The organism is Dactylosporangium sp. CS-033363 (assembly GCF_050942475.1).
GTDB lineage: Bacteria > Actinomycetota > Actinomycetes > Mycobacteriales > Micromonosporaceae > Dactylosporangium.
Genome location: NZ_CP192032.1, coordinates 9,933,011 through 9,956,362, shown reverse-complemented (window position 1 = coordinate 9,956,362; position 23,352 = coordinate 9,933,011). Strand labels below are relative to the sequence as shown.

The 23,352-nt window shown below is 71.7% G+C and carries 17 protein-coding genes; 11 read left to right on the top strand and 6 right to left on the bottom strand.

The window, feature by feature from the left end:
* Nucleotides 1-295: 295 nt before the first annotated feature.
* The 4 genes from ACQPZ4_RS45865 to ACQPZ4_RS45850 are packed head-to-tail and all read left to right on the top strand — an operon-like array spanning nucleotide 296 to nucleotide 5,560.
* The gene (locus ACQPZ4_RS45865) at nucleotides 296-2,914 is read left to right on the top strand and encodes a valine--tRNA ligase (protein ID WP_433051383.1); all 2,619 of its coding nucleotides are present in this window, start codon (nucleotides 296-298) and stop codon (nucleotides 2,912-2,914) included.
* 53 nt (nucleotides 2,915-2,967) lie between these two features.
* Nucleotides 2,968-4,236 (top strand): bifunctional folylpolyglutamate synthase/dihydrofolate synthase, encoded by a 1,269-nt coding sequence (locus tag ACQPZ4_RS45860; RefSeq protein WP_433066985.1) that lies wholly within the window; start codon nucleotides 2,968-2,970, stop codon nucleotides 4,234-4,236.
* Nucleotides 4,233-4,589, top strand: a complete 357-nt coding sequence (locus ACQPZ4_RS45855) for a DUF4233 domain-containing protein (protein ID WP_433051380.1) — start codon at nucleotides 4,233-4,235, stop codon at nucleotides 4,587-4,589. The genes ACQPZ4_RS45860 and ACQPZ4_RS45855 overlap by 4 nt, the downstream gene beginning before the upstream one ends.
* Nucleotides 4,589-5,560, top strand: coding sequence for a helix-turn-helix transcriptional regulator (locus tag ACQPZ4_RS45850; protein WP_433051377.1), 972 nt, complete (start codon nucleotides 4,589-4,591; stop codon nucleotides 5,558-5,560). The genes ACQPZ4_RS45855 and ACQPZ4_RS45850 overlap by 1 nt, the downstream gene beginning before the upstream one ends.
* Here ACQPZ4_RS45850 and ACQPZ4_RS45845 read toward each other — a convergent pair.
* Nucleotides 5,549-7,933 carry a VOC family protein gene (locus ACQPZ4_RS45845; RefSeq protein WP_433051374.1) on the bottom strand — a complete coding sequence of 795 codons (2,385 nt, stop codon included), beginning with the start codon at nucleotides 7,931-7,933 and terminating at the stop codon, nucleotides 5,549-5,551. The two genes, ACQPZ4_RS45850 and ACQPZ4_RS45845, sit on opposite strands and share 12 nt — an antisense overlap.
* A gap of 135 nt (nucleotides 7,934-8,068) precedes the next feature.
* On the opposite strand from ACQPZ4_RS45845, the gene ndk reads away from it, so the two are divergent.
* Nucleotides 8,069-8,482 carry a nucleoside-diphosphate kinase gene (ndk, locus tag ACQPZ4_RS45840; protein ID WP_433051371.1) on the top strand — a complete coding sequence of 138 codons (414 nt, stop codon included), beginning with the start codon at nucleotides 8,069-8,071 and terminating at the stop codon, nucleotides 8,480-8,482.
* Nucleotides 8,483-8,501: 19 nt separating this feature from the next.
* Here ndk and ACQPZ4_RS45835 read toward each other — a convergent pair whose 3' ends face one another.
* The 3 genes from ACQPZ4_RS45835 to ACQPZ4_RS45825 all read right to left on the bottom strand — a co-directional run bounded on the left by ACQPZ4_RS45835 (nucleotide 8,502) and on the right by ACQPZ4_RS45825 (nucleotide 10,789).
* On the bottom strand, nucleotides 8,502-9,206 hold the full coding sequence (locus ACQPZ4_RS45835; RefSeq protein WP_433051369.1) for a lysophospholipid acyltransferase family protein: 705 nt from the start codon (nucleotides 9,204-9,206) through the stop codon (nucleotides 8,502-8,504).
* Nucleotides 9,207-9,311: 105 nt separating this feature from the next.
* Nucleotides 9,312-10,148, bottom strand: coding sequence for an EamA family transporter (locus tag ACQPZ4_RS45830; RefSeq protein WP_433051366.1), 837 nt, complete (start codon nucleotides 10,146-10,148; stop codon nucleotides 9,312-9,314).
* Nucleotides 10,145-10,789 carry a B3/B4 domain-containing protein gene (locus ACQPZ4_RS45825; RefSeq protein ID WP_433051363.1) on the bottom strand — a complete coding sequence of 215 codons (645 nt, stop codon included), beginning with the start codon at nucleotides 10,787-10,789 and terminating at the stop codon, nucleotides 10,145-10,147. Before ACQPZ4_RS45825 ends, ACQPZ4_RS45830 begins: the two co-directional genes overlap by 4 nt.
* 26 nt (nucleotides 10,790-10,815) lie before the next feature.
* Between ACQPZ4_RS45825 and ACQPZ4_RS45820 the strand changes: the two genes are divergently transcribed.
* The gene (locus ACQPZ4_RS45820; RefSeq protein WP_433051360.1) at nucleotides 10,816-11,421 is read left to right on the top strand and encodes a helix-turn-helix domain-containing protein; all 606 of its coding nucleotides are present in this window, start codon (nucleotides 10,816-10,818) and stop codon (nucleotides 11,419-11,421) included.
* Here ACQPZ4_RS45820 and ileS read toward each other — a convergent pair.
* Entirely contained in the window at nucleotides 11,387-14,518 is a 3,132-nt protein-coding gene (ileS, locus tag ACQPZ4_RS45815; protein ID WP_433051357.1) for an isoleucine--tRNA ligase, read from the bottom strand. The genes ACQPZ4_RS45820 and ileS overlap by 35 nt on opposite strands.
* 356 nt (nucleotides 14,519-14,874) lie before the next feature.
* On the opposite strand from ileS, the gene ACQPZ4_RS45810 reads away from it, so the two are divergent.
* Entirely contained in the window at nucleotides 14,875-16,398 is a 1,524-nt protein-coding gene (locus ACQPZ4_RS45810; RefSeq protein WP_433051354.1) for a chitinase, read from the top strand.
* A gap of 75 nt (nucleotides 16,399-16,473) precedes the next feature.
* Here the strand turns inward: ACQPZ4_RS45810 and ACQPZ4_RS45805 are convergent, their stop codons facing one another.
* Complete coding sequence (locus ACQPZ4_RS45805) at nucleotides 16,474-17,373, bottom strand: hypothetical protein (RefSeq protein WP_433051351.1); 900 nt, start codon at nucleotides 17,371-17,373, stop codon at nucleotides 16,474-16,476.
* A gap of 66 nt (nucleotides 17,374-17,439) precedes the next feature.
* Here ACQPZ4_RS45805 and ACQPZ4_RS45800 point away from each other — a divergent pair, with 66 nt between their 5' ends.
* The 4 genes from ACQPZ4_RS45800 (at nucleotide 17,440) to ACQPZ4_RS45785 (ending at nucleotide 23,304) form a co-directional block, all read left to right on the top strand.
* On the top strand, nucleotides 17,440-18,171 hold the full coding sequence (locus ACQPZ4_RS45800; RefSeq protein ID WP_433051348.1) for a beta-phosphoglucomutase family hydrolase: 732 nt from the start codon (nucleotides 17,440-17,442) through the stop codon (nucleotides 18,169-18,171).
* Nucleotides 18,168-20,525, top strand: a complete 2,358-nt coding sequence (locus ACQPZ4_RS45795; RefSeq protein ID WP_433051345.1) for a glycoside hydrolase family 65 protein — start codon at nucleotides 18,168-18,170, stop codon at nucleotides 20,523-20,525. The genes ACQPZ4_RS45800 and ACQPZ4_RS45795 overlap by 4 nt, the downstream gene beginning before the upstream one ends.
* 15 nt (nucleotides 20,526-20,540) lie before the next feature.
* The gene (locus ACQPZ4_RS45790) at nucleotides 20,541-22,487 is read left to right on the top strand and encodes a TIGR03960 family B12-binding radical SAM protein (protein WP_433051342.1); all 1,947 of its coding nucleotides are present in this window, start codon (nucleotides 20,541-20,543) and stop codon (nucleotides 22,485-22,487) included.
* A gap of 70 nt (nucleotides 22,488-22,557) precedes the next feature.
* Entirely contained in the window at nucleotides 22,558-23,304 is a 747-nt protein-coding gene (locus ACQPZ4_RS45785) for a TIGR03936 family radical SAM-associated protein (protein ID WP_433066982.1), read from the top strand.
* Nucleotides 23,305-23,352 lie beyond the last annotated feature (48 nt).

The window sequence follows — 23,352 nt, the reverse complement described above, 5'->3', positions numbered from 1 at the left end:
CTGCGCCGACACGGGCTGCCCGTAAGCAGGGGTCGGTTGGCCATAAGGCGGCGTGGGCTGTTGCCCATAAGGCTGCGCCGGATAACCAGCAGGAGGGGGCCCAGGAGGACCGGGCTGCGGCGCAGGGGGCGTGGTGCCGTACTCCGGAGCGAGGTCGTACGACATAGGCCGGAACGGCTCGGAACGCGGCTCGTCATCCGGGTTCTGCGGCGGGTAGGTCACCGTCGATCAGTCTCCTGAGTGTAGGGGCAATGGCGAGCGTAGACCCCCCGCGCGACAGTTCTAGACTTTGCGTGTGACGGATACTCCACGCGCGGGGCAGGCAACCCCGGCGCTCTCGGCTCAGTACGCTCCCGGCGAGGTCGAGCAGCGGCGGTACGAGCAATGGGTAGCCGACGGTCTGTTCACGGCGGACGCGACCAGCGACAAGCCGCCGTTCTCGATCGTGTTGCCCCCGCCGAACGTCACCGGCTCGCTGCACATCGGCCACGCCCTCGACCACTCGGTCCAGGACGCGCTGTCGCGGCGCAAGCGCATGCAGGGGTACGAGACGCTGTGGCTGCCCGGCATGGACCACGCCGGCATCGCCACGCAGAACGTCGTCGAGCGCCAGCTGGCCGGGGACGGCAAGTCCCGCCACGACCTGGGCCGCGAGGCGTTCGTCGAGCGCGTGTGGCAGTGGAAGCACGAGTCCGGCGGCAAGATCCTGGGGCAGATGACCCGCCTCGGCGACTCGGTGGACTGGAGCCGCGAGCGCTTCACCATGGACGAGGGGCTGTCCCGGGCCGTCATCACGATCTTCAAGCGGCTGTTCGACGACGGGCTCATCTACCGGGCCGAGCGGATCATCAACTGGTGCCCGCGGTGCCTGACGGCCCTGAGCGACATCGAGGTCGAGCACTCCGACGACGAGGGCGAGCTCGTCTCGATCCGCTACGGCGACGGCGAGAACGCGATCGTCGTGGCGACCACCCGGGCCGAGACGATGCTCGGTGACACCGCGGTGGCGGTGCACCCGGACGACGAGCGGTACCAGCACCTGATCGGCACCGAGGTCGAGCTGCCGCTGACCGGGCGCCGGATTCCGATCGTGGCCGACACCCACGTCGACCCGGCGTTCGGCACCGGCGCGGTCAAGGTCACCCCGGCCCACGACCCGAACGACTTCGAGATCGGCCAGCGCCACGACCTGCCGAGCCTCACCATCATGGACGAGCACGGCGTGATCACGGTGCACGGGCCGTTCCTGGGCCTGGACCGGTTCGAGGCGCGCCCCGCGGTCGTGGCGGCGCTGCGCGCGGAGGGCCGGATCACCGCCGAGAAGCGGCCCTACGTGCACGCCGTCGGGCACTGCTCGCGCTGTGGCACCACCGTCGAGCCGCGGCTGTCGCTGCAGTGGTTCGTGCGGACCGAGCCCCTGGCCAAGGCGGCCGGCGACGCGGTGCGCGACGGGCGGGTGCGGGTCGAGCCGCCGGAGCTGACCAAGCGGTACTTCGGCTGGGTCGACAACATGCACGACTGGTGCATCTCGCGGCAGCTGTGGTGGGGCCACCGGATCCCGGTCTGGTACGGCCCGAACGGCGAGGTCGTGTGCGTGGGCCCGGACGACACGGCGCCGACCGGCGACGGCTGGACCCAGGACGCCGACGTGCTGGACACCTGGTTCAGCTCGGCGCTGTGGCCGTTCTCGACGCTCGGCTGGCCCGACGAGACCCCGGACCTGGCCAAGTTCTATCCGACCAGCGTGCTCGTCACGGGGTACGACATCCTGTTCTTCTGGGTTGCCCGGATGATGATGTTCGGGCTCTACGCGATGGACGGCAAGCAGCCCTTCGACGTCGTCATGCTGCACGGGATGGTGCGGGACCAGTACGGCAAGAAGATGTCCAAGTCCTTCGGCAACGTCGTGGACCCGCTGGACTGGATCGAGCGGTTCGGGGCCGACGCCACCCGGTTCACGCTGCTGCGCGGGGCCAACCCGGGCGCCGACGTGCCGGTCAGCGAGGAGTGGGTGCAGGGCGCCCGCAACTTCGCCAACAAGCTGTGGAACGCCACGCGGTACGGGCTGAGCAACGGCGCCACCGTCGAGGGCGAGCTGCCGACCGAGGAGCTCAGCACCGTCGACCGCTGGATCCTGTCCCGCCTCCAGCACGTGATCGACGAGGTGGATCAGGAGTTCGAGGCGTTCGAGCTGGCCAAGGTGTGCGACACGCTGTTCCACTTCGCGTGGGACGACGTCTGCGACTGGTACCTCGAGCTGACCAAGCCGGTGCTCGGCGGCGACGACGAGGCGGCCAAGGCCCGCACCCGCCGGGTGCTCGGGCACGTGCTGGAGAACCTCCAGCGGCTGCTGCACCCGATCATGCCGTTCGTGACCGAGGAGCTGTGGACGACGCTCACCGGCGGCCCGACCGTGATGCGGGCCGAGTGGCCGACCGCGGACAAGGAGCTCGTCGACGACGCCGCCGAGCGCGAGGTGGAGAACCTGCAGCAGGTGGTCACCGAGGTCCGCCGGTTCCGCGCCGACCAGGGGCTGAAGCCGGCCCAGCGGGTGGTGGCCCGGCTCGACGGGCTCGAGCCGGCCGGCCTCAAGCCGCACGAGGGGCTGATCCGGTCGCTGGCCCGGCTGGACACCGCCACGGAGGACTTCGCCGCCTCGGCCCGGCTGGCCGTCGGCGTCGGGGTGACCGTGGAGCTGGACACCCGCGGCGCGATCGACGTCGCCGCCGAGCGGGCCCGGCTGACCAAGGACAAGACCGCGGCCGAGAAGGAGGCCGCGCAGTGCCGGGCCAAGCTCGGCAACCCGGCCTTCACCGACAAGGCGCCGGAGGCGGTGGTGGCCAAGATCAAGGAGCGGCTGGACAGGGCCGAGGCCGACCTGGCCCGCATCGATCAGCAACTGGCCGCGCTGTGAGCCCGAGCTTCCACGAGGTCGACCAGGAGCTCAACGCCCGCGGGTTCACCCGCATGGTGTTCGACCTGTCGCGCATCGAGGGGCTGCTCGACTCGCTCGGCAGCCCCCAGCGGGCGTACCCGGCGATCCATCTGACCGGTACCAACGGCAAGACCTCGACGGCGCGCATGATCGACTCCTTGCTGCGGGCGCACGGGCTGCGGACCGGGCGGTACACGAGCCCGCACCTGCAGAGCATCACCGAGCGGATCAGCATCGAGGGCGAGCCGATCAGCGAGGAGAAGTTCGTCGAGGTGTACGAGGAGGTCCAGCCGCTGGCCGAGTACCTCGACGCGACCAACGACGCACCCCTCACGTACTTCGACATGACCACCGCGATGGCGTTCGCCGCGTTCGCCGACGCGCCGGTCGACGTGGCCGTGGTCGAGGTCGGCCTGGGTGGCGCGGACGACTCGACCAACGTGCTGCAGGCGCAGACCACGGTGATCACGCCGATCGGGCTGGACCACACCGAGTGGCTGGGCGACACGATCGAGGAGATCGCCTGGGCCAAGGCCGGGATCGTGCACAAGGGCTCGACGCTGATCTGCGCGCTGCAGCCCGAGGAGGCGATGCGCCCGATCCTGGAGCGCTGCGCCGAGGTCGGGGCGACCGTGGCCCGCGAGGGGCGCGAGTTCGGCGTGGTCAATCGCGACCTCGCCGTCGGCGGGCAGGTGCTGACGCTGCAGGGGCTCTCCGGGGTGTACGAGGGAATCTTCCTGCCCTTGCACGGCGAGCATCAGGCGCAGAACGCGGCCATCGCGCTCGCGGCGGTCGAGGCGTTCCTGGGCGCGGGCAACGAGCGCGCGCTCAACGCCGAGGCGGTCCGCGACGGCTTCGCCGGGGCCACCTCGCCCGGGCGGCTGGAGCGGGTGCGCAACTCGCCGCCGATCCTGCTCGACGCGGCCCACAACGCGGCCGGCATGCAGGCCACGGTCCGCGCGCTGACCGAGGAGTTCGCGTTCAGCGGGCTCGTCGCGGTCGTTGCCGCGCTGGCCGACAAGGACGTCGAGGGCATGCTCGAGCTGCTGGAGCCGATCACGGAGAGCATCGTGGTGACCCGCAACAGCTCGCCCCGTGCGATGCCGCTGGTGCAGCTCGCCCAGATCGCCGAGGAACTCTACGGGGGCGATCGGGTGCATGTGGTACCGAACTTTCCCGATGCGATCGACGCCGCCGTCACCCTCGCCGAGAGCGACAACGCGGTCCCCGGCACCATCGGCATCCTCATCACCGGCTCGGTCGTGACCGTCGCCGACGCCCGCGGGTTGCTGAAGCGATGAGCGCCCCCGCGGGTCTGAAGAACCCGAGCGGTGCGGTGCGCGGCGTCGGGGCGGCGGGGCTGGTCGTCGAGGGCGTGGTACTGCTGCTGGCCCTGCTGCCGCTGGCCAAGCTCGGCCACGGCGACAACACGGCCGCCATCTGGGTCTGTGCCGGGCTGGCGGTCGTGTGCTTCCTGCTGTGCGGGCTGCTCAAGCACTCCTGGGCCTGGATCGCCGGGCTGGTCGTGCAGGTCGCGCTGCTGGCCGGCGGGTTCCTGCACTGGTCGCTGCTCGCGCTCGGGATCGTGTTCGGGCCGGCCTGGCTGTACGCGCTCTACGTGCGCCGATCCGTCTACGCGAACAAGCCCGACTGATGCGCGCCGGTCGGCTGCTCTCGACGCTGCTGCTGTTGCAGACCCGGGGCCGGCTGACCGCGCAGCAGATCGCCGACGAGCTCGAGGTGTCGGTGCGCACGGTGTACCGCGACATCGAGGCCCTGTCCGCGTCGGGCGTGCCGGTCTACGCCGATCGCGGGCCGGCGGGCGGGTTCGCGCTGCTGGACGGGTACAAGACCAGTCTGACGGGCCTCACGACCGACGAGGCCGCCGCGCTGTTCCTGGCCGGGAGCGGGGCGACGGCCGGCGACTTCGGGCTCGGCCCCACGCTGGACGCGGCGCGGCTCAAGCTGCTCGCCTCCCTCCCCGCCGAGCAGCGCACGATCGCCGGGCGCATTCAGGAACGCGTGCACGTCGACGCGCCCGGGTGGTTCCGCGACCCGGAGGCCCCTCCCCACCTCGACGCCGTCGCCGTCGCGGTCTTCGAACAACGCAAGATCCAGATTTGGTACCGCAAGTGGGACGGCGCCTCGGTCGAGCGCACGATCGCCCCGTACGGCCTCGTGCTCAAGGGCACCGCCTGGTATGTGGTCGCGGCCGGCAACACCCGCACCAACGCCTACCGGATCTCCCGCATCGACGCGATCGCGCCGCTGGACGAGCCGTTCGAGCGCCCGGCCGACTTCGAGCTGCGGCGGTACTGGCTGGAGTTCTCGGAGCGCCTCGAGTCCACGCTCTACTCGGGAGGATCCGCGGTGGTACGGCTCGCGCCGCGCGCCGTGCGCCTGTGGTTCCTGCTCGGGCCGGTCGCGGGCCGGGCGCTGCGCGAGACGTCCACGCCGGACGGGGACGGCTGGGTGCGGGTCACCGTCCCGATCGAGTCGATCGAGCACGCGCGCGCCGACTTCGGCCGCTTCGGCGCCGACCTCGAGGTGCTGGAGCCGCCCGAACTGCGCGACGTCATGCGCGAGACGGCCGCTGAGCTGGCCCGGCTGTATCTAGCGCCGTAACTCCCATCGGGTCAGGGCGATGGCGTGGCCGTCCGGGTCGCGGAACGTCGCCGAGCACAGCTCGAGCTGCTCGCCCTGCGGGACGACCCGGGGGCGGTGCACGAAGTCGACGCCCTGCTCGCGGAGGCGCTCGTACGCCTCGTACACGTCGGGCACGTCGAGGTTCAGGTGCACCACGCGCCGGTCGACCGGCGGCATGTCGGCGACCCGGCGCAGCACGACCCGCGCGGTGCCGGTCTCCAGCACGGCGCTCGTCTCGCCGCTGTCGAGCTCGGTCAGGCCCAGGGTGTCGCGGTAGAAGCGGCGGGAGCGCTGCAGGTCCGAGACGATGAGCGTGATGCTGACCCCGTGCACGCCGTCGAGCGGCGTGGCGGGCTGCCGGCGCGGCCCGGCGGCCAGGAACTCGGCCACGGCGCCCTCGCTGAGCGGCTGCTCCTCGAGCGCGTCGGCGTCCTCGCCCTCGTCGTCATCGCCGTGCTCGTCCGGCGGCAGGTAGTGCTCGGTCGCGTACGGGTCCGGCGCCACCGGCTCCTCGTCCTCGTCCGGGTCCCCGGTCTCGGCCGGCGCGCGGAAGACGGGCGGGGCGCTGTAGAGGCCGGCGCCGACCGGCACCGGGCCGCGCCCGTTGGCCGACCAGGCCGAGCGGCCGAACGGCGGCCGCCCGTTCTCGGGGTGGGCCGCCGTGGCGCCGTTGCCGTTGGTCGGCTCGGTCTCGGGCTCCTCGGGCTCCTCGGCCTCGGCCGCCGGCTCTGCTTCTTCGCCGTCCGCCAGCTCGCCCTCGATCGTGGCGTCGTCGTCCTCCTCGGGCGCGAGCTCGCCGTCGATCACCGGGGCGGGCACGTAGATGCCGCGGGTCGGCGGGGTCTCGGTCTCGCGGTCCGGGTAGTACGCGGCGGGCGGGCGCGGCTCGTCGGCCCCCTCCCACCACTCGATCTCGCCGCCGGCCTCGGGGTCCAGCGCCAGGGCGGGGGTGCGGGAGCCGGCCTCCGGGATCGTGTACGGCTCCGGCGCCTCCATGTTGGCCAGCACCTCGGCCCGGCTGGTGGCGATCGGCTCGTCCTGGGCGTCCTCCGCGTCCTCCGGGGAGAACGACTCGGGCCGGACCGGGGCGTGCGGGTCCTCCTCGGCGGCGATCGGCTCGACCTCGGTCGCCGCGACCTCCTCGACCAGGGCCGGGTCTTCGGTCGCCGCGGCATCCTCGGCCGGCGGGAGCGCGGGGGGCTCCGGCGGCGTCGGGCGGGTGCGGTTGGGGCGGGGGCGGACCCCCGTGCGCGGGTGCGGGCTCGGCCGGCGGTGCTGGCGCGGGGTCGAGCGCAGCCGCATGATGATCGGCTCGTCCTCCTCGCCGATGACGGTCGGCCGGGAAGCCGGCGGCGCGTCCGTGCCGGTCGCGTCCGCCGTCTCCGCCGCCGCCTCCGCGTGCGTCTCCGCGTGCGTCTCGGCGTGCGTCTCGGCGAGCGCCTCCGCGCGGGACTCGGCGACGACCTCCTCGGCCGCCGGCGGCTCCCCGGCGGGCGGCGGGGCGGGCTGGGCGGTGGTCTCGGTGAACGTGGTGGCCGTGGCGGTGGCGCCCAAGGGCTCGGCCGGGCGGTGCGTCGGGCCGTTCGGGGCGGCCGCGTGCCGGGGCTTGGCCGCCTGGCGCGGCGGGAAGCCCATCAGCCCGCGCAGGCCCGAGCGGCGGGCCGCGTCCGGGATCTGCTCGGCCGGCGGGGCGACCGTGGCCACCCGCGCGCCGACCGGCTCGTCGATCTCGGCCTCGACCGGGGGGAGGTCGGTCAGGGTCGGGGTGTTGTCCGGCGGGACGTTGGCGAAGGAGGCCGGGCGGCGGTAGTCGTCGTCCGGGTCGTACGCCCCGTCGGCGTTCATGGCCGCGTTGAGGTCGCTGAAGTCGTCCTCCGGCTCGCCGCGGCGCTGCTCGGCCATGACGACCTGCTGGTGGGTGTCGACCCGGTCCCACAGGACGGTGAACTTGCGCGGGGTGCCCTTGAGGACCTGGACCGGCAGGATCGCGCCGCGCTCGGGCCACTTGTCGACCGGAACCGCCGGGTCGGTGCCGGTCACCGAGACGCCGTTGATGCCCGTCGCGGTGATGGTCAGCTTCAACCGCGCGCGGGCCGTGCGGCCCTCGGCGGTCGGGCGGGCCGTGATCTCCTCGACGAGGGCGGTCCCGTGGACGTACAGGCGGATCTTGTTGCGGTTGTTGGCCACCATGATCATGACCGGGCCGACGGCAGCCAGAATCACGCCGAGGGCGACCACGAGCGGATTCGACGCACCCACGCCACAGAAGGCCAGGAACCCACCGATCGCCAGCAGCGCCAGGATGAGCAGGGTCCGGCTGTCGTTCGATGACGTGCGGTTGCTGGACGGCAAGTCGACCTCCCCAGACGACTGACACCAGGCTATGCCTGATCATTACCGAAACGGAAGTCTCCGGCACCCTGAGCGCCCCGTGGCGGTGACGCTCGGTAGGCTTCGGGCAGTACCGGTGAAAGATGGAGGATTCTCGTGTCTGAGCGCACGCTCGTACTCATCAAGCCCGACGCCGTCCGCCGCGGCCTGGTGGGCGAGGTTCTCGGGCGCCTGGAGCGCAAGGGTCTGACCATCGACGCGATGACGCTGCGCACGATGGACGTGGCCCTGGCCGACCAGCACTACGCCGAGCACGTGGACCGTCCGTTCTACCCGCCGCTGCGCGACTTCATGACCAGCGGCAACCTGGTGGCGCTGATCGTCGCCGGCGACGAGGCCATCACCGTGGTCCGCAACCTGATCGGCGCGACCGACGGCCGCAAGGCCGCCCCGGGCAGCATCCGCGGCGACCTGTCCCTGTCCAACCGTGAGAACCTCGTGCACGCCTCGGACTCCCCGGACAGCGCGAAGCGCGAGATCGCGCTCTGGTTCCCCGAGTTCGCCCTCTGAAACCACCCGAAAGGCCGGGTTACTCGTCCGGGGTGGTCTCGGCGATCTGGTCGGGGCGTTTCGGGGCGTAGCGGCCCACGTACTCCTGGCCGGTCAGCTGCTGGATCGCGTTCATCAGCTTCAGGGTGACCTCGCGCAGGGCGCGGCTGTCGACCTCGCCGCCGCCCTGCCACTGGCTCAGGTCCAGCGGCTCGCCGATGCGGACCTCGACCTTCGGGCCGAGTTTGGGCAGCGAGGCGCCGACCGGCAGGACCTGGTCGAAGCCCATCAGGCCGACCGGGATGATCGGGGCCGGGGCGTCCAGGGCGAGCTTGGCCACGCCGGGGCGGCCGCGGTACAGGCGGCCGTCCGTCGAGCGGGTGCCCTCCGGGAAGATGCCGAGGACGTGGCCGGCTCGCAGCACCGGCAGTGCGGCGTCCAGGGCCAGGAGGCTGGCGCGGCCGCCGGAGCGGTCGACCGGGATCTGGTTCAGGCCGTACATGATGTTGCGCAGCGCCGCGCCCTTGAGGCCGGGGCCGCGGAAGTACTGGTCCTTGGCGAGGAAGTAGACGTTGCGCGGGGCGATGGCGCCCATCATCACCGAGTCGAGGACCGACTGGTGGTTGCTGGCGAGGATGACGGGGCCGGTCTTCGGCACGTTGTCCACGCCGATGATTTTCGGGCGCCAGAGGAGCCGGACGGTCGGGGCGATCGTCATCTTGCCGACCGCATAGAGCGCGGACAAATGCCCTCCACCAGGCTCAACTCAACGCTGCCGCACACTCTAACGGCAGCGTCGGCCCGGGTCTGCGGGGCGGCCCACAAGGTGGGCAACGCCACGCGCCGGGCGTCAGGACGCCACGAGGACGAGTGCGGTGGCGGCCAGGCCGAGGCCGGCGAGTTGTACAGGGCGCAGGCGCTCGCGGTCGACGAGCATCGCCAGCAGGACCGTCGAGACCGGATAGAGCGACGAGACGGGCGCGATGATGCTCAGATCGCCGCGGGCCACCGCGAGCAGGTAGAGCGCGTTGGCGCTCATGTCCAGCAGGCCCGCCCCGACCATCCAGAGGCGCGCGGAGCCGGTCGGCCGGGCGGCTCCCTTCCGCAGCCGTGCCCAGGCGAGCGGTGCGCCGATCGCGATCGCCGCGACCTGGGCGCTCGCGATGGGCCACAGGCCGGCCCCGTCGCCGGCGTGCGCGAGCACGGTGAAGAACAGGCCGAACGCGACGCCGGACAGCAGCGCCAGCCCGACGAGCCTGGCGGTGACCGGGCCGCCCGTGCCGCCGGCCGCGCTCACCAGGCCGATCGCCGCGATCGCGCACGCCGCCCCGGTCAGCGCCACCGCGCCCGGGCGCTCGCCGGAGGCCAGTCCGAACGTGACCGGGACCAGCGCCGTGGTCACCGCGCTGATCGGGGCGACGATTGCCATCGCCCCGGAAGCCAGCGCGCGGTAGAAGACGATCATGCCGAACGCGCCGAGCGCGCCGCCGGCCGCGCCCCAGCCGATCGACCGCACCGTGAGGGCGCCCGGCACCAGGAGCAGGTAGACCGCGAGCAGCGGGGCGCTGGCCGCCTTGGAGACGACCACGACCAGCAGGGAGTCGGCGCGCTGGCTGGCCTTGCCGCCGGAGAAGTCGCCGACGCCCCAGATCAGGCCGGACAGCGCGGCCAGCACGATGCCGATCATGCGAGCCGCTCGACGGTGGCGGCGTCGGCGTCGAGCAGCGCGATCAGCGCGGCAGCGGCCGGCTCCAGGTCGACGTCGAGCCCCTCCAGCAGGAACACGGCCGAGGTGGTGGCGTCGGTGAGCGCGGTGCGCCGGCCCTGGCGCCAGTTCCAGCGGCGGCAGGTCACGGCCACGTCGTCGCGCCAGACGACCTCGCCGGGCTCCGGCGACTCGGTGACCGCGACGCCCTCCTTCGTGGTGTCGAACGGCTCGTCGCCGGCGGCGCGGACCAGGCGCTCGGTGCCGGCGAGCCGCAACCGGTCCTCGCCGCCGATCGGCACGGCGAAGCGGATGCTCACGGCGTTGTAGGCGTCGACGATCCGGTTGACCGAGGGCACGTCGCCCTTGGCCGCGCGCTTGCGGAGGGCCTCGGCGGAGTTGGGCGTGCGCTGGGGCTTGGCGCCGAATGCGCGGTACACGTCGCGCCAGGCCTCGAGGTGTGGATGCGGCGCGCCGAGATCGCCCGCCGCCGCGATCGCGTCGTGCAGCAGGGCGGGGTCGCCGGGGCCGTTGCGGAGCCCGTCGGCGAGGACCGCGAGCACGGTAGCCTCGTGGCCCACGGAACGACACAGGTCGAGCACCTCATCGGCGATGGCGAACATACCTCAGTCGTACCACAATAATGACCGTGAAGGAAAATATTTTGACCGACCGGGAGCGGGACGCCCAGGTGGCCATCGCGCGGCAGGTGAAGGGCCTTCGCCAGGGCCGGCGCTGGTCGCTGGACGAGCTGGCCAGCCGCTCGGGTGTGAGCAAGGGCATGCTCGTGCAGATCGAGGGCGCCCGCACCAACCCGAGCATCGGCACCCTCTGCCGGATCGCCGAGTCGTTCGGGGTGAACGTCGGGCTGCTGCTGGAGGCCGAGCCCGAGGTGGTGGTGCGGGTCGTCGGGGCCGACGAGCCGCCGGTGCTGTGGCGCGGGCCGGGCGGCGGCACCGGGCGGCTGCTGCGCGGCGTCAACGACCCCGCGTTCGTCGAGGTGTGGGAGTGGCGGATGGCGCCGGGGGAGGAGCACGACTCCGGCGATCACGCGCCCCGCACCCGGGAGATCATCCACGTCGACGCCGGCTCGATCACCGTGCAGGTCGGCGAGACGGACTATCCGGTCGCCACCCGGGAGACCATCGACTTCCCGGCCGACCGCCCCCACCGGTACCGCAACAGCGGCGCGGTGGAGGCGGTGCTCACGATGGTCGTGGTCATGCCTCCGGGCGAGCACGACCGACGGGCGTGACCGTCACCTTGACCCCGAGGCCCTCGCCGACCTCGCCGGCGAAGCCGTCGACCAGGGTGCCCAGCTCGACCGAGTTGGCCAGCGTCTCGCCGGCCACGAACTCGCCGTGCACCGCGAGGGCGTCCGCGACCGCGTCCGGGCCGTCGACGACGACCACGATCCGGTCCGACACGTCCAGGTCGGCGTCGCGGCGGGCCTGCTGGATGACCCGCACCAGGTCCCGCGCCACGCCCTCGGCCGCCAGCTCCGGCGTCACCGTGCTGTCGAGCACGACCACGCCCTCGCCGCCAGGCAGCGGCGCCGACTGCGTCGGGTCCGCGGCCACGAGCTTGAGGTCGTACTCGCCGTCCTGCAACTGCACCCCGCCGGCCGTCACGACGCCCCCGGCCTGGCTCCAGTCGCCGCCCTTGACCGCCTTGATCACCTGCTGGACCTGACCGCCGAGGCGCGGGCCGAGCACCCGCGGCACCAGGGTCAGCACCGGCGTGCAGTGCGCCGCCACGTCGCCGGTGAACTCCACCCGCTTCACGTTGACCTCGTCGGCGACCAGCGCGGCGAACGGGCGCAGCGCCTCCGCGTCCGGCGTGGCCACCGTGAGCAGCGACAGCGGCAGCCGCACCCGCAGTCCCCGGGCCTTGCGCAGCGACAGCGCGGCCGAGCAGACCTCGCGCACGGCGTCCATGTCGGCCACGAGCTTGTGGTCGGCCGGGAAGTCCGCCGCGCCGGGCCAGTCCGTCAGGTGTACCGAACGATCCCCCGTCAGCCCGCGGAAGATCTCCTCCGCCGTGAGGGGCGCGAGCGGGGCGACCACCTGCGCGAGCGTCGTGAGCACGGTGAACAGCGTGTCGAACGCGTCGTGGTCGCCGGACCAGAAGCGGTCCCGGGACCGGCGCACGTACCAGTTGGTCAGCGCGTCGAGGTAGGCCCGCACGGTGCCGCACGCGCCCGAGATGTCGTACGCGTCCAGCTGCCGCCCGACCGTGGCCACCAGCTCGCCGGTCTTGGCCAGCACGTAGCGGTCCAGCAGGTCGGCGCTGTCGGTGCGGCGCCGCGCGGTGTACCCCTCGGCGTTGGCGTAGAGGGAGAAGAAGTAGTACACGTTCCACAGCGGCAGCAGCACGTGCCGGACCGAGTCGCGGATGCCGACCTCGGTGACCGGCATGTCCCCGCCGCGCAGGACCGGCGAGGAGACCAGGAACCAGCGCATGGCGTCGGAGCCGTACTCGTCGAACACCCGGTAGACGTCCGGGTAGTTGCGCAGGCTCTTGGACATCTTGCGGCCGTCCTCGCCGAGCAGGATGCCGTGGGACACGCAGTTGTTGAACGCGGGCCGGTCGAACAGCGCCGTGGCCAGCACGTGCATGGTGTAGAACCAGCCGCGGGTCTGGCCGATGTACTCCACGATGAAGTCGCCCGGGTAGTGGTGCTCGAACCAGTCCGCGTTCTCGAACGGGTAGTGCACCTGCGCGAACGGCATCGAGCCGGACTCGAACCAGCAGTCCAGCACCTCGGGCACGCGGCGCATGACCGACTGCCCGGTCGGGTCGTCCGGGTTCGGCCGGGTCAGGTTGTCGATCTCGGGGCGGTGCAGGTCCGCCGGGCGGACGCCGAAGTCCCGCTCGAGCTCGTCCAAGGAGCCATAGACATCCACGCGGGGGTACTGCGGATCGTCCGACTTCCACACCGGGATCGGCGAGCCCCAGAACCGGTTCCGGCTGATCGACCAGTCGCGCGCGTTGGCGAGCCACTTGCCGAACGAGCCCTCCTTGATGTGCTCGGGAGTCCAGGTGATCTGCTGGCCGAGCTCCACCATCCGGTCGCGGAAGGCGGTCACCTGCACGAACCACGAGGAGACGGCCTTGTACACCAGGGGCGTGTCACAGCGCCAGCAGTGCGGGTACGAGTGGGTGTAGCTGTCGTGGCGCACGACGGCGCCGGCCGCCTTGAGGTCGCGGATCACCGGCTTGTTCGCCTCGAAGACCTGCAGCCCCTGGTAGTCGGGGACCAGCGAGGTGAACCGGGTGTGCTCGTCGACGGTGACCACGGTCGGGATGCCCACCGAGGCGCACGCGTTCTGGTCGTCCTCGCCGAACGCGGGCGCCATGTGCACCACGCCGGTGCCGTCCTCGGTGGTGACGAAGTCGGCCCCGATCACCTGGAAGGCGTTCGGGGTGTCCGCCAGAAAGCCGAAGAGGGGGGTGTACCGCCGGCCGACCAGCTCGGACCCGCGCAGCGAGCCGACCCGGGTGGCCCCGGCCAGCTCCTTCTCGTAGGCGCCGACGCGGGACTCGGCCAGGATGAACCGATCGCCGTCCTCCTCGAACAGCGCGTAGTCGATGTCCGGGCCGACCGCGATGGCCAGGTTGGACGGCAGGGTCCACGGCGTGGTGGTCCAGACCAGGATCCGCTCGCCGGTCTCCAGCCGGAACGCGACCGTCAGCGCCGGGTCCTGCCGGTCGCGGTAGACGTCCTCGTCCATCCGCAGCTCGGTGTTGGACAGCGGCGTCTCGCAGCGCCAGCAGTAGGCGAGGACGCGGAACCCCTCGTACACCAGACCCTTGTCGTGCAGGGTCTTGAAGGCCCACATGACGCTCTCCATGTAGGGCAGGTCCAGGGTCTTGTAGTCGTTGGCGAAGTCGACCCAGCGGGCCTGGCGGGTGACGTAGCGCTCCCACTCGCTGGTGTAGCGCAGCACCGACTCCTTGGTGGCCGCGTTGAACTTGTCCACGCCGAGCTGGAGGATCTCGGCCTTGGTGGTGATGCCCAGCTGCTTCTCGGCCTCGACCTCGGCGGGCATGCCGTGGCAGTCCCAGCCGAAGCGGCGCTCGACCCGGAAGCCCTTCATCGTCTTGTACCGCGGGACGACGTCCTTCGCGTAGCCCGTCAGCAGGTGCCCGTAGTGGGGCAGGCCGTTGGCGAACGGGGGCCCGTCGTAGAACACGAACTCGTTCGAGCCGTCGGCGCCGGCGTCGCGCTGGTCCACCGAGGCCTCGAACGTCGCGTCGCCGGACCAGTAGTCCAGGACCTCGCGCTCGACTTCGGGGAGGTTCGGGCTCGCGGGGACGCCGGTGCCCGTGCGGTGCATCGGGTAGGCCATCGGTGGTCGCTCTCTCTCGCGTGGTCGAAGTGTCGAATCCACGCGGGGACGAACCCTAGGGTCCGCGGTACCACCCCGCTTGCCACCGGATCTTGCGTTCGGCGGCCGCTCGTTGGCCGGCTGTCACGGGCCGGTACCCGTCCGGGTCTAGTAGGCCACCAGGGTGACTGTTCTTCCGGAGGCTCGCCGGTGATGGCCGGGTCGATGCCTGTACCCCGAGGATAGCGCGCCGCGTAACCGGGTTTTTCGGGGAGCCTTATCAAATAGTAAAGAAACCTTGACATTAAATTCCGGGCCATGGAACGTGGAGTGACACGTCGACGCCCATCGACGTTCACCCCCTCTGGAGAGCGCCCATGCGTAGACGCCATGTCACCCTGCTCGCGGGGGCCGGCGCGGCGGTCATGACCCTGGCCGGGGTCCTGATCGCACTGCCCGCTTCCGCCGCCGAGCTGATCACCAACCCCGGATTCGAGACCGGCAGCGCGTCCGCCTGGACCTGCGAGTCCGCGTCCGTGACGGCCGGCTCCGCCCACTCCGGCACCTACAAGCTCGCCGGTACGCCCGGCAGCACCACCGCCCAGTGCTCGCAGGTCGTGACGGTCCAGCCGAACACGAAGTACACCCTCACGGGGTGGGTCAACGGCTCCTACGTCTTCATCGGCGTGACCGGCGGCGTCGACGCCAGCACCTGGACCCCCGGCACCAGCGGCTACCAGCAGCTGTCCGTGCCGTTCACCACCGCCGCCGGGCAGACCAAGGCGACCGTGTTCGTGCACGGCTGGTACGGCCAGCCCGCGTACACCGCCGACGACTTCTCGATCAACGGCCCGGGCGGCCTCCCGACCACCCTCGAACCCACCACGCCGTCGAAGTCGCCGTCGGCCTCGGCCTCGCCGTCCAAGTCCCCGTCGGCGTCGCCCTCGGCCTCGAAGTCGCCGTCGGCCTCCCCGTCGACTTCTCCGTCGAACCCCACCGGCTCGCTGCCCAAGCACTTCCTCACCGGGTACTGGCAGAACTTCGTCAACCCGGCCACGCCCCTGCGGCTGCGCGACGTGCCGAGCGAGTACGACCTGATCGACGTGGCGTTCGCGGAGGCCGGTTCCGCGCCGGGCTCGCTGACGTACGCGGCCGACTCCGGGCTGTCCGGCGCGCTCGGCGGCTACTCCGACGCCGACCAGAAGGCCGACATCGCGACCCTGCACTCGCGGGGCAAGAAGGTCATCCTCTCCGTCGGCGGCGAGACCGGGCGGGTCAGCGTGGGCGACTCGACCTCCGCGACCAACTTCGCCAACACGGCCTACGCGCTGATGCAGCAGTACGGCTTCGACGGCATCGACATCGACCTCGAGAACGGCCTGAACCCGACGTACATGGCGCAGGCGCTGCGCTCGCTGCGGGCCAAGGCCGGCGCGGGCCTCATCATCACGATGGCCCCGCAGACGATCGACATGCAGTCCACGGGCAGCAGCTACTTCGCCCTGGCGCTGTCGATCAAGGACATCCTCACGGTCGTCTACACCCAGTACTACAACTCCGGCAGCATGCTCGGCTGCGACCAGATGCAGGCGTACTCGCAGGGCACGGTCAACTTCATGACCGCCCTGGCCTGCATCCAGCTGGAGGGCGGCCTGCGCCCCGACCAGGTGGCCCTGGGCCTGCCCGCCGGACCGGGCGCGGCCGGCGGCGGCGTCGTCGCCCCGGCGCTGGTGAACCAGGCGCTGGACTGCCTTGCCGTCGGTACCAACTGCGGAAGTTTCAAGCCGCCGCACACGTATCCCGGCATCCGCGGGGCGATGACCTGGTCGATCAACTGGGACGTGAAGAACGGCAACGGTTTCGCGAAGACGGTGAAGCCGCACCTGGCGACACTGCCCTAGGTCCTTCCTCCACCAACACGGCTCCGGGGAGATCGGGTGTTCCCAGCACCTGATCTCCCCGGAGTCGTCTTCGCGTCAGTCGCGGTTCACGATCGCCGCGCGGATGGCCTGCATCGAGCGGGAGGCCTCGTCGACGGTCTTGCCGGCGAAGACCGCGATCGCGATCACGCCGTGGTCGGCCCAGCCGCAGACGGTGGCGGAGCGGCCGTCCAGGCGGGAGGCGGCGCAGCGCTGCTCGCCGCCGAGCATCCCCGGCTCGACCTCCCGGACGTTCTGCACCGGGATCTTGGTGCCGAGCTTGCCCAGGCTGGCGTCGAGGTCCCGGGCCGGGTGGGTGATGAAGCGGGTCGCGCCGAACACCAGGATCTTGGCCTTGCCGTCGGCGTTGTCCTGGTACGCCACGGTGAAGCCGGACTCGTCGAGGTGGTCCGAGGTCAGCGCGGTCTGCAGCTGCTCCGCGGACTTCTTGCTGCTCGCGTCCGTGAGCCTGGTCAGGCCGGCCACGCCCGCGTCGACGTGCACCGAGGCCGGGTACTGCACCCACCACGGCCGCGCCCAGGCGTAGGAGCCGCCGCAGCAGCCGGCGCACAGTACCAGCAGGAACAGCATCACCCAGGGCCACTTGCGGCGCCGCCGCCGGTACTGCGGGGGAGGCGGGAACGGGCCCGGCCGGTAGCCCGGCGGGAGGGGACCGTAGCCCGGCGGCACGACCGGGACGTACTGAATCCGGGGCGGCTTCTCCTTGCGCCGCGGCGGAGAGGGCGGCGGCGGAGGGGGCGGCGGCTGCGGGGGAGCGGCCGGCAACTCCCTGGTCCGGGGCATCTGCCGGGTCTCGGGCTGGGCCGGGAGGTCGAGGGTGTCCTCCCACTGGCGGCGCCGGCGGGAGCCGTCCGACGGTACCGATGCGGAACCGACCCACGTGGGTGAGGCCGGCTGCCGCTCGGTCGGCGACTCGTCCGGCGGCGGATGTGTCACAACTGGAAGGCTAGCGATCCCGCGCACGCCGCGCAGAGTTCGCTGATCGGGGATAACGTCGAACGAGTGCTGGGTCTACCGGATCACGTCACCGCGTGCCTGTTCGATCTCGATGGTGTGCTGACCCCGACGGCGGTCATCCACAACAAGGCCTGGACCGCGATGTTCAACGAATTCCTCAAGGCCAGGGGCCAGCGGGAGTTCGACCCGGTCCACGACTACAACGACTACGTCGACGGCAAGCCCCGCGAGGCGGGCGTCCGCGACTTCCTGGCCTCCCGGGGCATCTCGCTGCCGGAGGGCACTCCCGACGATCCGCCCGGGGCCGAGACGGTCTGGGGGCTGGGCAACCGCAAGAACGTCCAGGTGCTGAAGCTGCTGGACGAGGGCAAGCTGGAGCCGTACCCGACCTCCGTGACGTACCTGCAGAAGGCGCGGGCGGCCGGGCTGCGCTGTGCCGTGGTCTCCTCCAGCGCCAACACGCTGCAGGTGATCACCACGACCGGCCTGGACAAGTACCTCGAGGCCCGGGTCGACGGGGTGACCATCCGCGAGCGCGGGCTGAAGGGCAAGCCGGCCCCGGACACGTTCCTGGAGGCCGCGCGCGAGCTGGGCGTGGAGCCGGCGAACGCGGTCGTGTTCGAGGACGCGCTGGCCGGGGTGACCGCGGGTCACGCCGGGGGCTTCTACGTCGTGGGGGTCGACCGGGTCGGCGGCAAGCACGCCGGCGACCTGGCGCGCTCCGGCGCCGACAAGGTGGTACAGGACATCGGAGAGCTTCTCGAGGAGCAGGCATGAGCGTCTTCCCCGTTGAGCCTTGGGCGCTGCGCGAAACCAGTATGGACGTCGACACGCTGGCCCAGACCGAGTCGCTGTTCTCGCTGGCCAACGGGCACATCGGCCTGCGCGGCAACCTGGACGAGGGCGAGCCGTTCGGCCTGCCCGGCACCTACCTGAACTCCTTCTTCGAGGAGCGTCCGCTGCCCTACGCCGAGGCCGGGTACGGCTTCCCGGAGGAGGGCCAGACGATCCTCAACGTGACCAACGGCAAGGTCTTCCGGCTGCTGGTCGACGACGAGCCGTTCGACGTGCGCTACGGCAACCTGGTCTCCCACGAGCGGGTGCTCGACCTGCGGGCCGGCACCCTGCTGCGGGACGTCGAGTGGGTCTCGCCGGCCGCCCAGCGGATCAAGGTCCGCACGGTCCGGCTGGTCTCGCTGGAGCAGCGCTCGGTGGCCGCCTTCCTCTACGAGGTCGAGCCGGTCGACCAGCCGGCCCGGGTCATCGTGCAGTCCGAGCTGGTGGCCAACGAGGACGTGCCCACCCCGAGCAAGGACCCGCGGGTCGCCGCCGCCCTCGGCCACGCGCTGGTCGGGGAGGGGCACTACGCCCGCGACCTCGACGCCCAGCTGCTGCACCGCACCAACGCGAGCCACCTGCGCCTCGGGGCCGAGATGGACCACGAGGTCGAGGCGCCCGTGCCGGTGCGCACGCACACCGACTCCACCGACGACTGGGCGCGCACCACGTTCGCCTGCGAGCTGCAGCCCGGCCAGCGGCTGCGGATCGTGAAGTACCTCGCGTACGGCTGGTCCAGCCAGCGCTCCCGCCAGGCCATCCGCGACCAGGTGCACGGCGCCGTGGCCGGGGCCAAGCTCGGCGGCTGGGACGGCCTCGTGAAGGCCCAGCGGACCTACCTGGACCAGTTCTGGGCCCAGGCCGACGTGGAGATCGACGGCGACGCCGAGATCCAGCAGGCCGTCCGGTTCGCGCTGTTCCACCTCATGCAGGCCGGCGCCCGCGCCGAGGCCCGCCCGATCGCGGCCAAGGGGCTCACCGGCCGCGGGTACGACGGCCACGTCTTCTGGGACACCGAGAGCTTCGTGCTGCCGGTGCTGACCTACACCCACCCGCAGGTCGCGCGGGACGGGCTGCGGTGGCGGCACGACACGCTGGACCTGGCCCGGGAGCGCGCCCGCCAGCTGGGCCTCAAGGGCGCCACCTTCCCCTGGCGCACCATCCGCGGGCAGGAGTGCTCGGCGTACTGGCCGGCCGGCACCGCGGGCTTCCACGTCAACGCCGACATCGCGGCCGCGGTCGTGCGCTACGTGCAGGCGACCGGCGACCTCAAGTTCGAGGAGGAGGCCGGGCTCGAGCTGCTCGTCGAGACCGCCCGGCTGTGGCGCTCGTTGGGCCACCACGACCGCCACGGCGTGTTCCACATCGACGGGGTGACCGGCCCGGACGAGTACTCCGCGATCGCGGACGACAACATCTACACGAACCTGATGGCGCAGCACAACCTGCGCCACGCGGCCGACGCGGCGGAGCGGCACCCGGAGAAGGCCCGCGAGTTCGGGGTCGACGACGAGGAGGTGTCCTCGTGGCGGGACGCGGCCGCGCGGGTGCACCTGCCCTACGACCGCGAGCTCGGCGTGCACCAGCAGTCGGCGAACTTCACCCTGCACCAGGAGTGGGACTTCGCCAACACGCCGCCGGACCACTACCCGCTGCTGCTGCACTACCCGTACTTCGACCTGTACCGCCGCCAGGTGGTCAAGCAGGCCGACCTCGTGCTGGCCATGCACTGGCGCGGCGACGCGTTCACGGCCGAGGAGAAGGCCCGCAACTTCCACTACTACGACGAGCGCACGGTCCGTGACTCCTCGCTGTCGGCGTGCACCCAGGCGGTCATGGCGGCCGAGGTCGGGCACACCGAGCTGGCCTACGACTACCTGGGCGAGGCGGCCTTCGTCGACCTGTACGACCTGCAGCGCAACGCGGGCGACGGGCTGCACATGGCCTCGCTGGCCGGCACCTGGCTGGCCATCGTGGCGGGCTTCGGCGGCATGCGCGACTACGGCGGCGAGCTCACGTTCATGCCCCGGCTGCCGTCCCGGATCGACAAGCTCAAGTTCGCGGTGACCATCCACGGCGACGTCCTGCGGGTGGCGATCGACCACAAGCAGGCCACGTACACCGTGGATCAGGGCGAGATCGCCCTGCGCCACCACGACGAGCACGTCTCGGTGAAGGCCGGCACCCCCGTTACGCTGCGCATTCCCGACCCTCACCCGGGCACTCCGGCGCCCCGCCAGCCCCGCGGACGGGCCCCGCACCGGCGGCAGCGAGGAGAACAGGTCCCGGGGTAGGTACTCTGGTATTCCGTGAGTGTGACGAGCGTCTTCCCCCAACTCGAACGACTGCTGCCTCAGATCAGCAAGCCGATCCAGTACGTCGGCGGTGAGCTGGGCGCGGTCGTGAAGGACTGGGACGCGGTCACCGTGCGCTGGGTGCTGTCCTACCCGGACGCCTACGAGGTCGGCCTGCCCAACCAGGGCGTGCAGATCCTCTACGAGGTGCTCAACGAGCAGCCCGACGTGCTCGCCGAGCGCACCTACGCGGTCTGGCCCGACCTGGAGAAGCTCATGCGCTCCGAGGGCGTGCCGCAGTTCACCGTGGACGCGCACCGCCCGGTCACGGCCTTCGACCTGTTCGGCGTGTCGTTCTCGACCGAGCTGGGCTACACGAACCTGCTCACCATGCTCGACCTGGCCGGCATCCCGCTCGACGCGCGCGAGCGGGACGGCCGGCACCCGATCGTGATCGCGGGCGGCCACGCGGCCTTCAACCCGGAGCCGATCGCCGACTTCATCGACGCCGCCGTGCTCGGCGACGGCGAGGAGGCGGTCCTCGAGATCACCGGCATCGTCCGCGCGTGGAAGGCCGAGGGCGAGCCGGGCGGCCGCGACGAGCTGCTGCTGCGGCTGGCCCGCACCGAGTCGGTCTACGTGCCGCGCTTCTACGACGTGGACTACCTGCCCGACGGGCGCATCCAGCGGGTCGTGCCCAACCGCGCCGACGTGCCCTTCCGGGTGCACAAGCGCACCACGATGGACCTCGACGCGTGGCCGTACCCGAAGAAGCCCCTGGTCCCGCTGGCCGAGACGGTGCACGAGCGCTATGCGGTGGAGATCTTCCGCGGCTGCACGCGCGGGTGCCGCTTCTGCCAGGCCGGCATGATCACCCGCCCCGTGCGCGAGCGCAGCATCACGACCGTGGGGCAGATGGTCAAGGAGGGGCTGGAGTTCTCCGGCTTCCACGAGGTCGGGCTGCTCTCGCTCTCCTCCGCCGACCACTCCGAGATCGGCGACATGTGCTCGGGCCTCGCCCAGCAGTACGAGGGCACCAACGTGTCGCTGTCGCTGCCCTCCACGCGCGTGGACGCGTTCAACGTGACGCTCGCCCAGGAGCTCTCCCGCAACGGGCGGCGCACGGGCCTCACCTTCGCTCCCGAGGGCGGCTCCGAGCGCATCCGCCAGGTGATCAACAAGATGGTCACCGAGGAGGACCTGATCCGCACCGTCGTCACCGCGTACACGAACGGGTGGCGGCAGGTGAAGCTGTACTTCATGTGCGGTCTGCCCACCGAGACCGACGACGACGTGCTGCAGATCGCCAAGCTCGCGCACGAGGTGATCCGCAGCGGGCGCCAGGCGACCGGCTCGCGGGACATCCGCTGCACGGTCTCGATCGGCGGCTTCGTGCCCAAGCCGCACACGCCGTTCCAGTGGGCGCCGATGGAGGAGCCAGAGGTCATCGACCGGCGGCTCAAGGCGCTCAAGGACGCCATCAACTCGGACCGCTCGCTGGGCAAGGCGATCGGCTACCGGTACCACGACGGGGAGCCCTCGCAGGTCGAGGGGCTGCTCAGCCGGGGCGACCGGCGGGTCGGGGCGGTCATCCGCCGGGTGTGGGAGAACGGCGGGCGCTTCGACGGCTGGTCGGAGCACTTCTCGTTCCAGCGCTGGGTCGAGGCGGCGGCCGAGGTGCTGCCGGCCTACGGCGTGGACCTGGCCTGGTACACCACCCGGGAGCGCGAGCAGGTCGAGGTGCTGCCCTGGGACCACCTCGACTCCGGGCTGGACAAGGACTGGCTCTGGCAGGACTGGCAGGACGCCCTGACCGGCTACGAGCAGGACGACTGCCGCTGGACGCCGTGCTTCGACTGCGGCGTGTGCCCCAGCCAGGACACCGAGATCCAGATCGGCCCCACCGGCCGAAAGCTGCTTCCGCTCACGCCGGTGCCGGGCCTGCGGGTGCCGCATGCCTAAGCGGCAGCCGGAGGGCAACCAGGACCCCGTGGTGCAGCGGATCAGGCTCCGCTACGCCAAGCGGGGCCCGTTGCGCTTCACCTCGCACCGCGACTTCGCCCGGGCGTTCGAGCGGGCGCTGCTGCGGGCGAACGTCCCCATCGCGTACTCCCAGGGCTTCACCCCGCACCCCAAGGTCTCCTACGCCTCCGCCGCGCCGACGGGGGTGGCCAGCGAGGCCGAGTACCTCGAGATCGGCCTGCGGGCCGTGGTGGACCCGGCCGACCTGCGCCGGGCCCTCGACGGGGCCCTCTCGCCCGGCCTCGACGTGCTGGAGGCGGTCGAGTCGCCGCTCACCGGCGGGGGCAGCCTCGCCGACCGGATCGACGCGTCGAGCTGGCGTGTCGAGCTTCCGGGCATCTCCGGGCACGACGCCGCCGTCGCCGTCCGGGCCTTCCTCGACGCGCCCGAAGTGCTCGTCGAGCGCCTCACCAAGCAGGGCCGGCGCACCTTCGACACGCGTGCCGCGGTGGTCCGGCTCGAGGCTTCCGATCTTGAAATTCTGTCGGATACTGCGGTCAGTGACGTACCTTCCGAGGTCACCGACATACCGTGTGCGATACTCGACCTTGTCGTGCGGCAGGTGACCCCGACCGTTCGACCCGACGATGTGCTGTCCGGTCTGCGCGTTGTGGCCGACCTGGAGCCGCCGGTTCCGCCCCGTGCGACCCGACTGGCTCAGGGAGTGCTGACCGAGCAGGGTGAGCTCGTCGATCCGCTCGCCCTGTCTGGCGACGCGGATCGGCCGGCGGCAGTCGTCGGGACTTCGTCGCCGTAGTCGACGGGTGTACCGCCAGGTGGCGGGATGCCGGTCGCCAGGGCGCGA

Coding starts and splice junctions, on each gene's coding strand:
- ACQPZ4_RS45795 (WP_433051345.1), top strand. CDS start 18,168: ATGAGCGTCTTCCCCGTTGAGCCTTGGGCGCTGCGCGAAACCAGTATG.
- ACQPZ4_RS45830 (WP_433051366.1), bottom strand. CDS start 10,148: ATGATCGGCATCGTGCTGGCCGCGCTGTCCGGCCTGATCTGGGGCGTC.
- ACQPZ4_RS45810 (WP_433051354.1), top strand. CDS start 14,875: ATGCGTAGACGCCATGTCACCCTGCTCGCGGGGGCCGGCGCGGCGGTC.
- ACQPZ4_RS45855 (WP_433051380.1), top strand. CDS start 4,233: ATGAGCGCCCCCGCGGGTCTGAAGAACCCGAGCGGTGCGGTGCGCGGC.
- ileS (WP_433051357.1), bottom strand. CDS start 14,518: ATGGCCTACCCGATGCACCGCACGGGCACCGGCGTCCCCGCGAGCCCG.
- ACQPZ4_RS45850 (WP_433051377.1), top strand. CDS start 4,589: ATGCGCGCCGGTCGGCTGCTCTCGACGCTGCTGCTGTTGCAGACCCGG.
- ACQPZ4_RS45825 (WP_433051363.1), bottom strand. CDS start 10,789: ATGTTCGCCATCGCCGATGAGGTGCTCGACCTGTGTCGTTCCGTGGGC.
- ACQPZ4_RS45860 (WP_433066985.1), top strand. CDS start 2,968: ATGGTGTTCGACCTGTCGCGCATCGAGGGGCTGCTCGACTCGCTCGGC.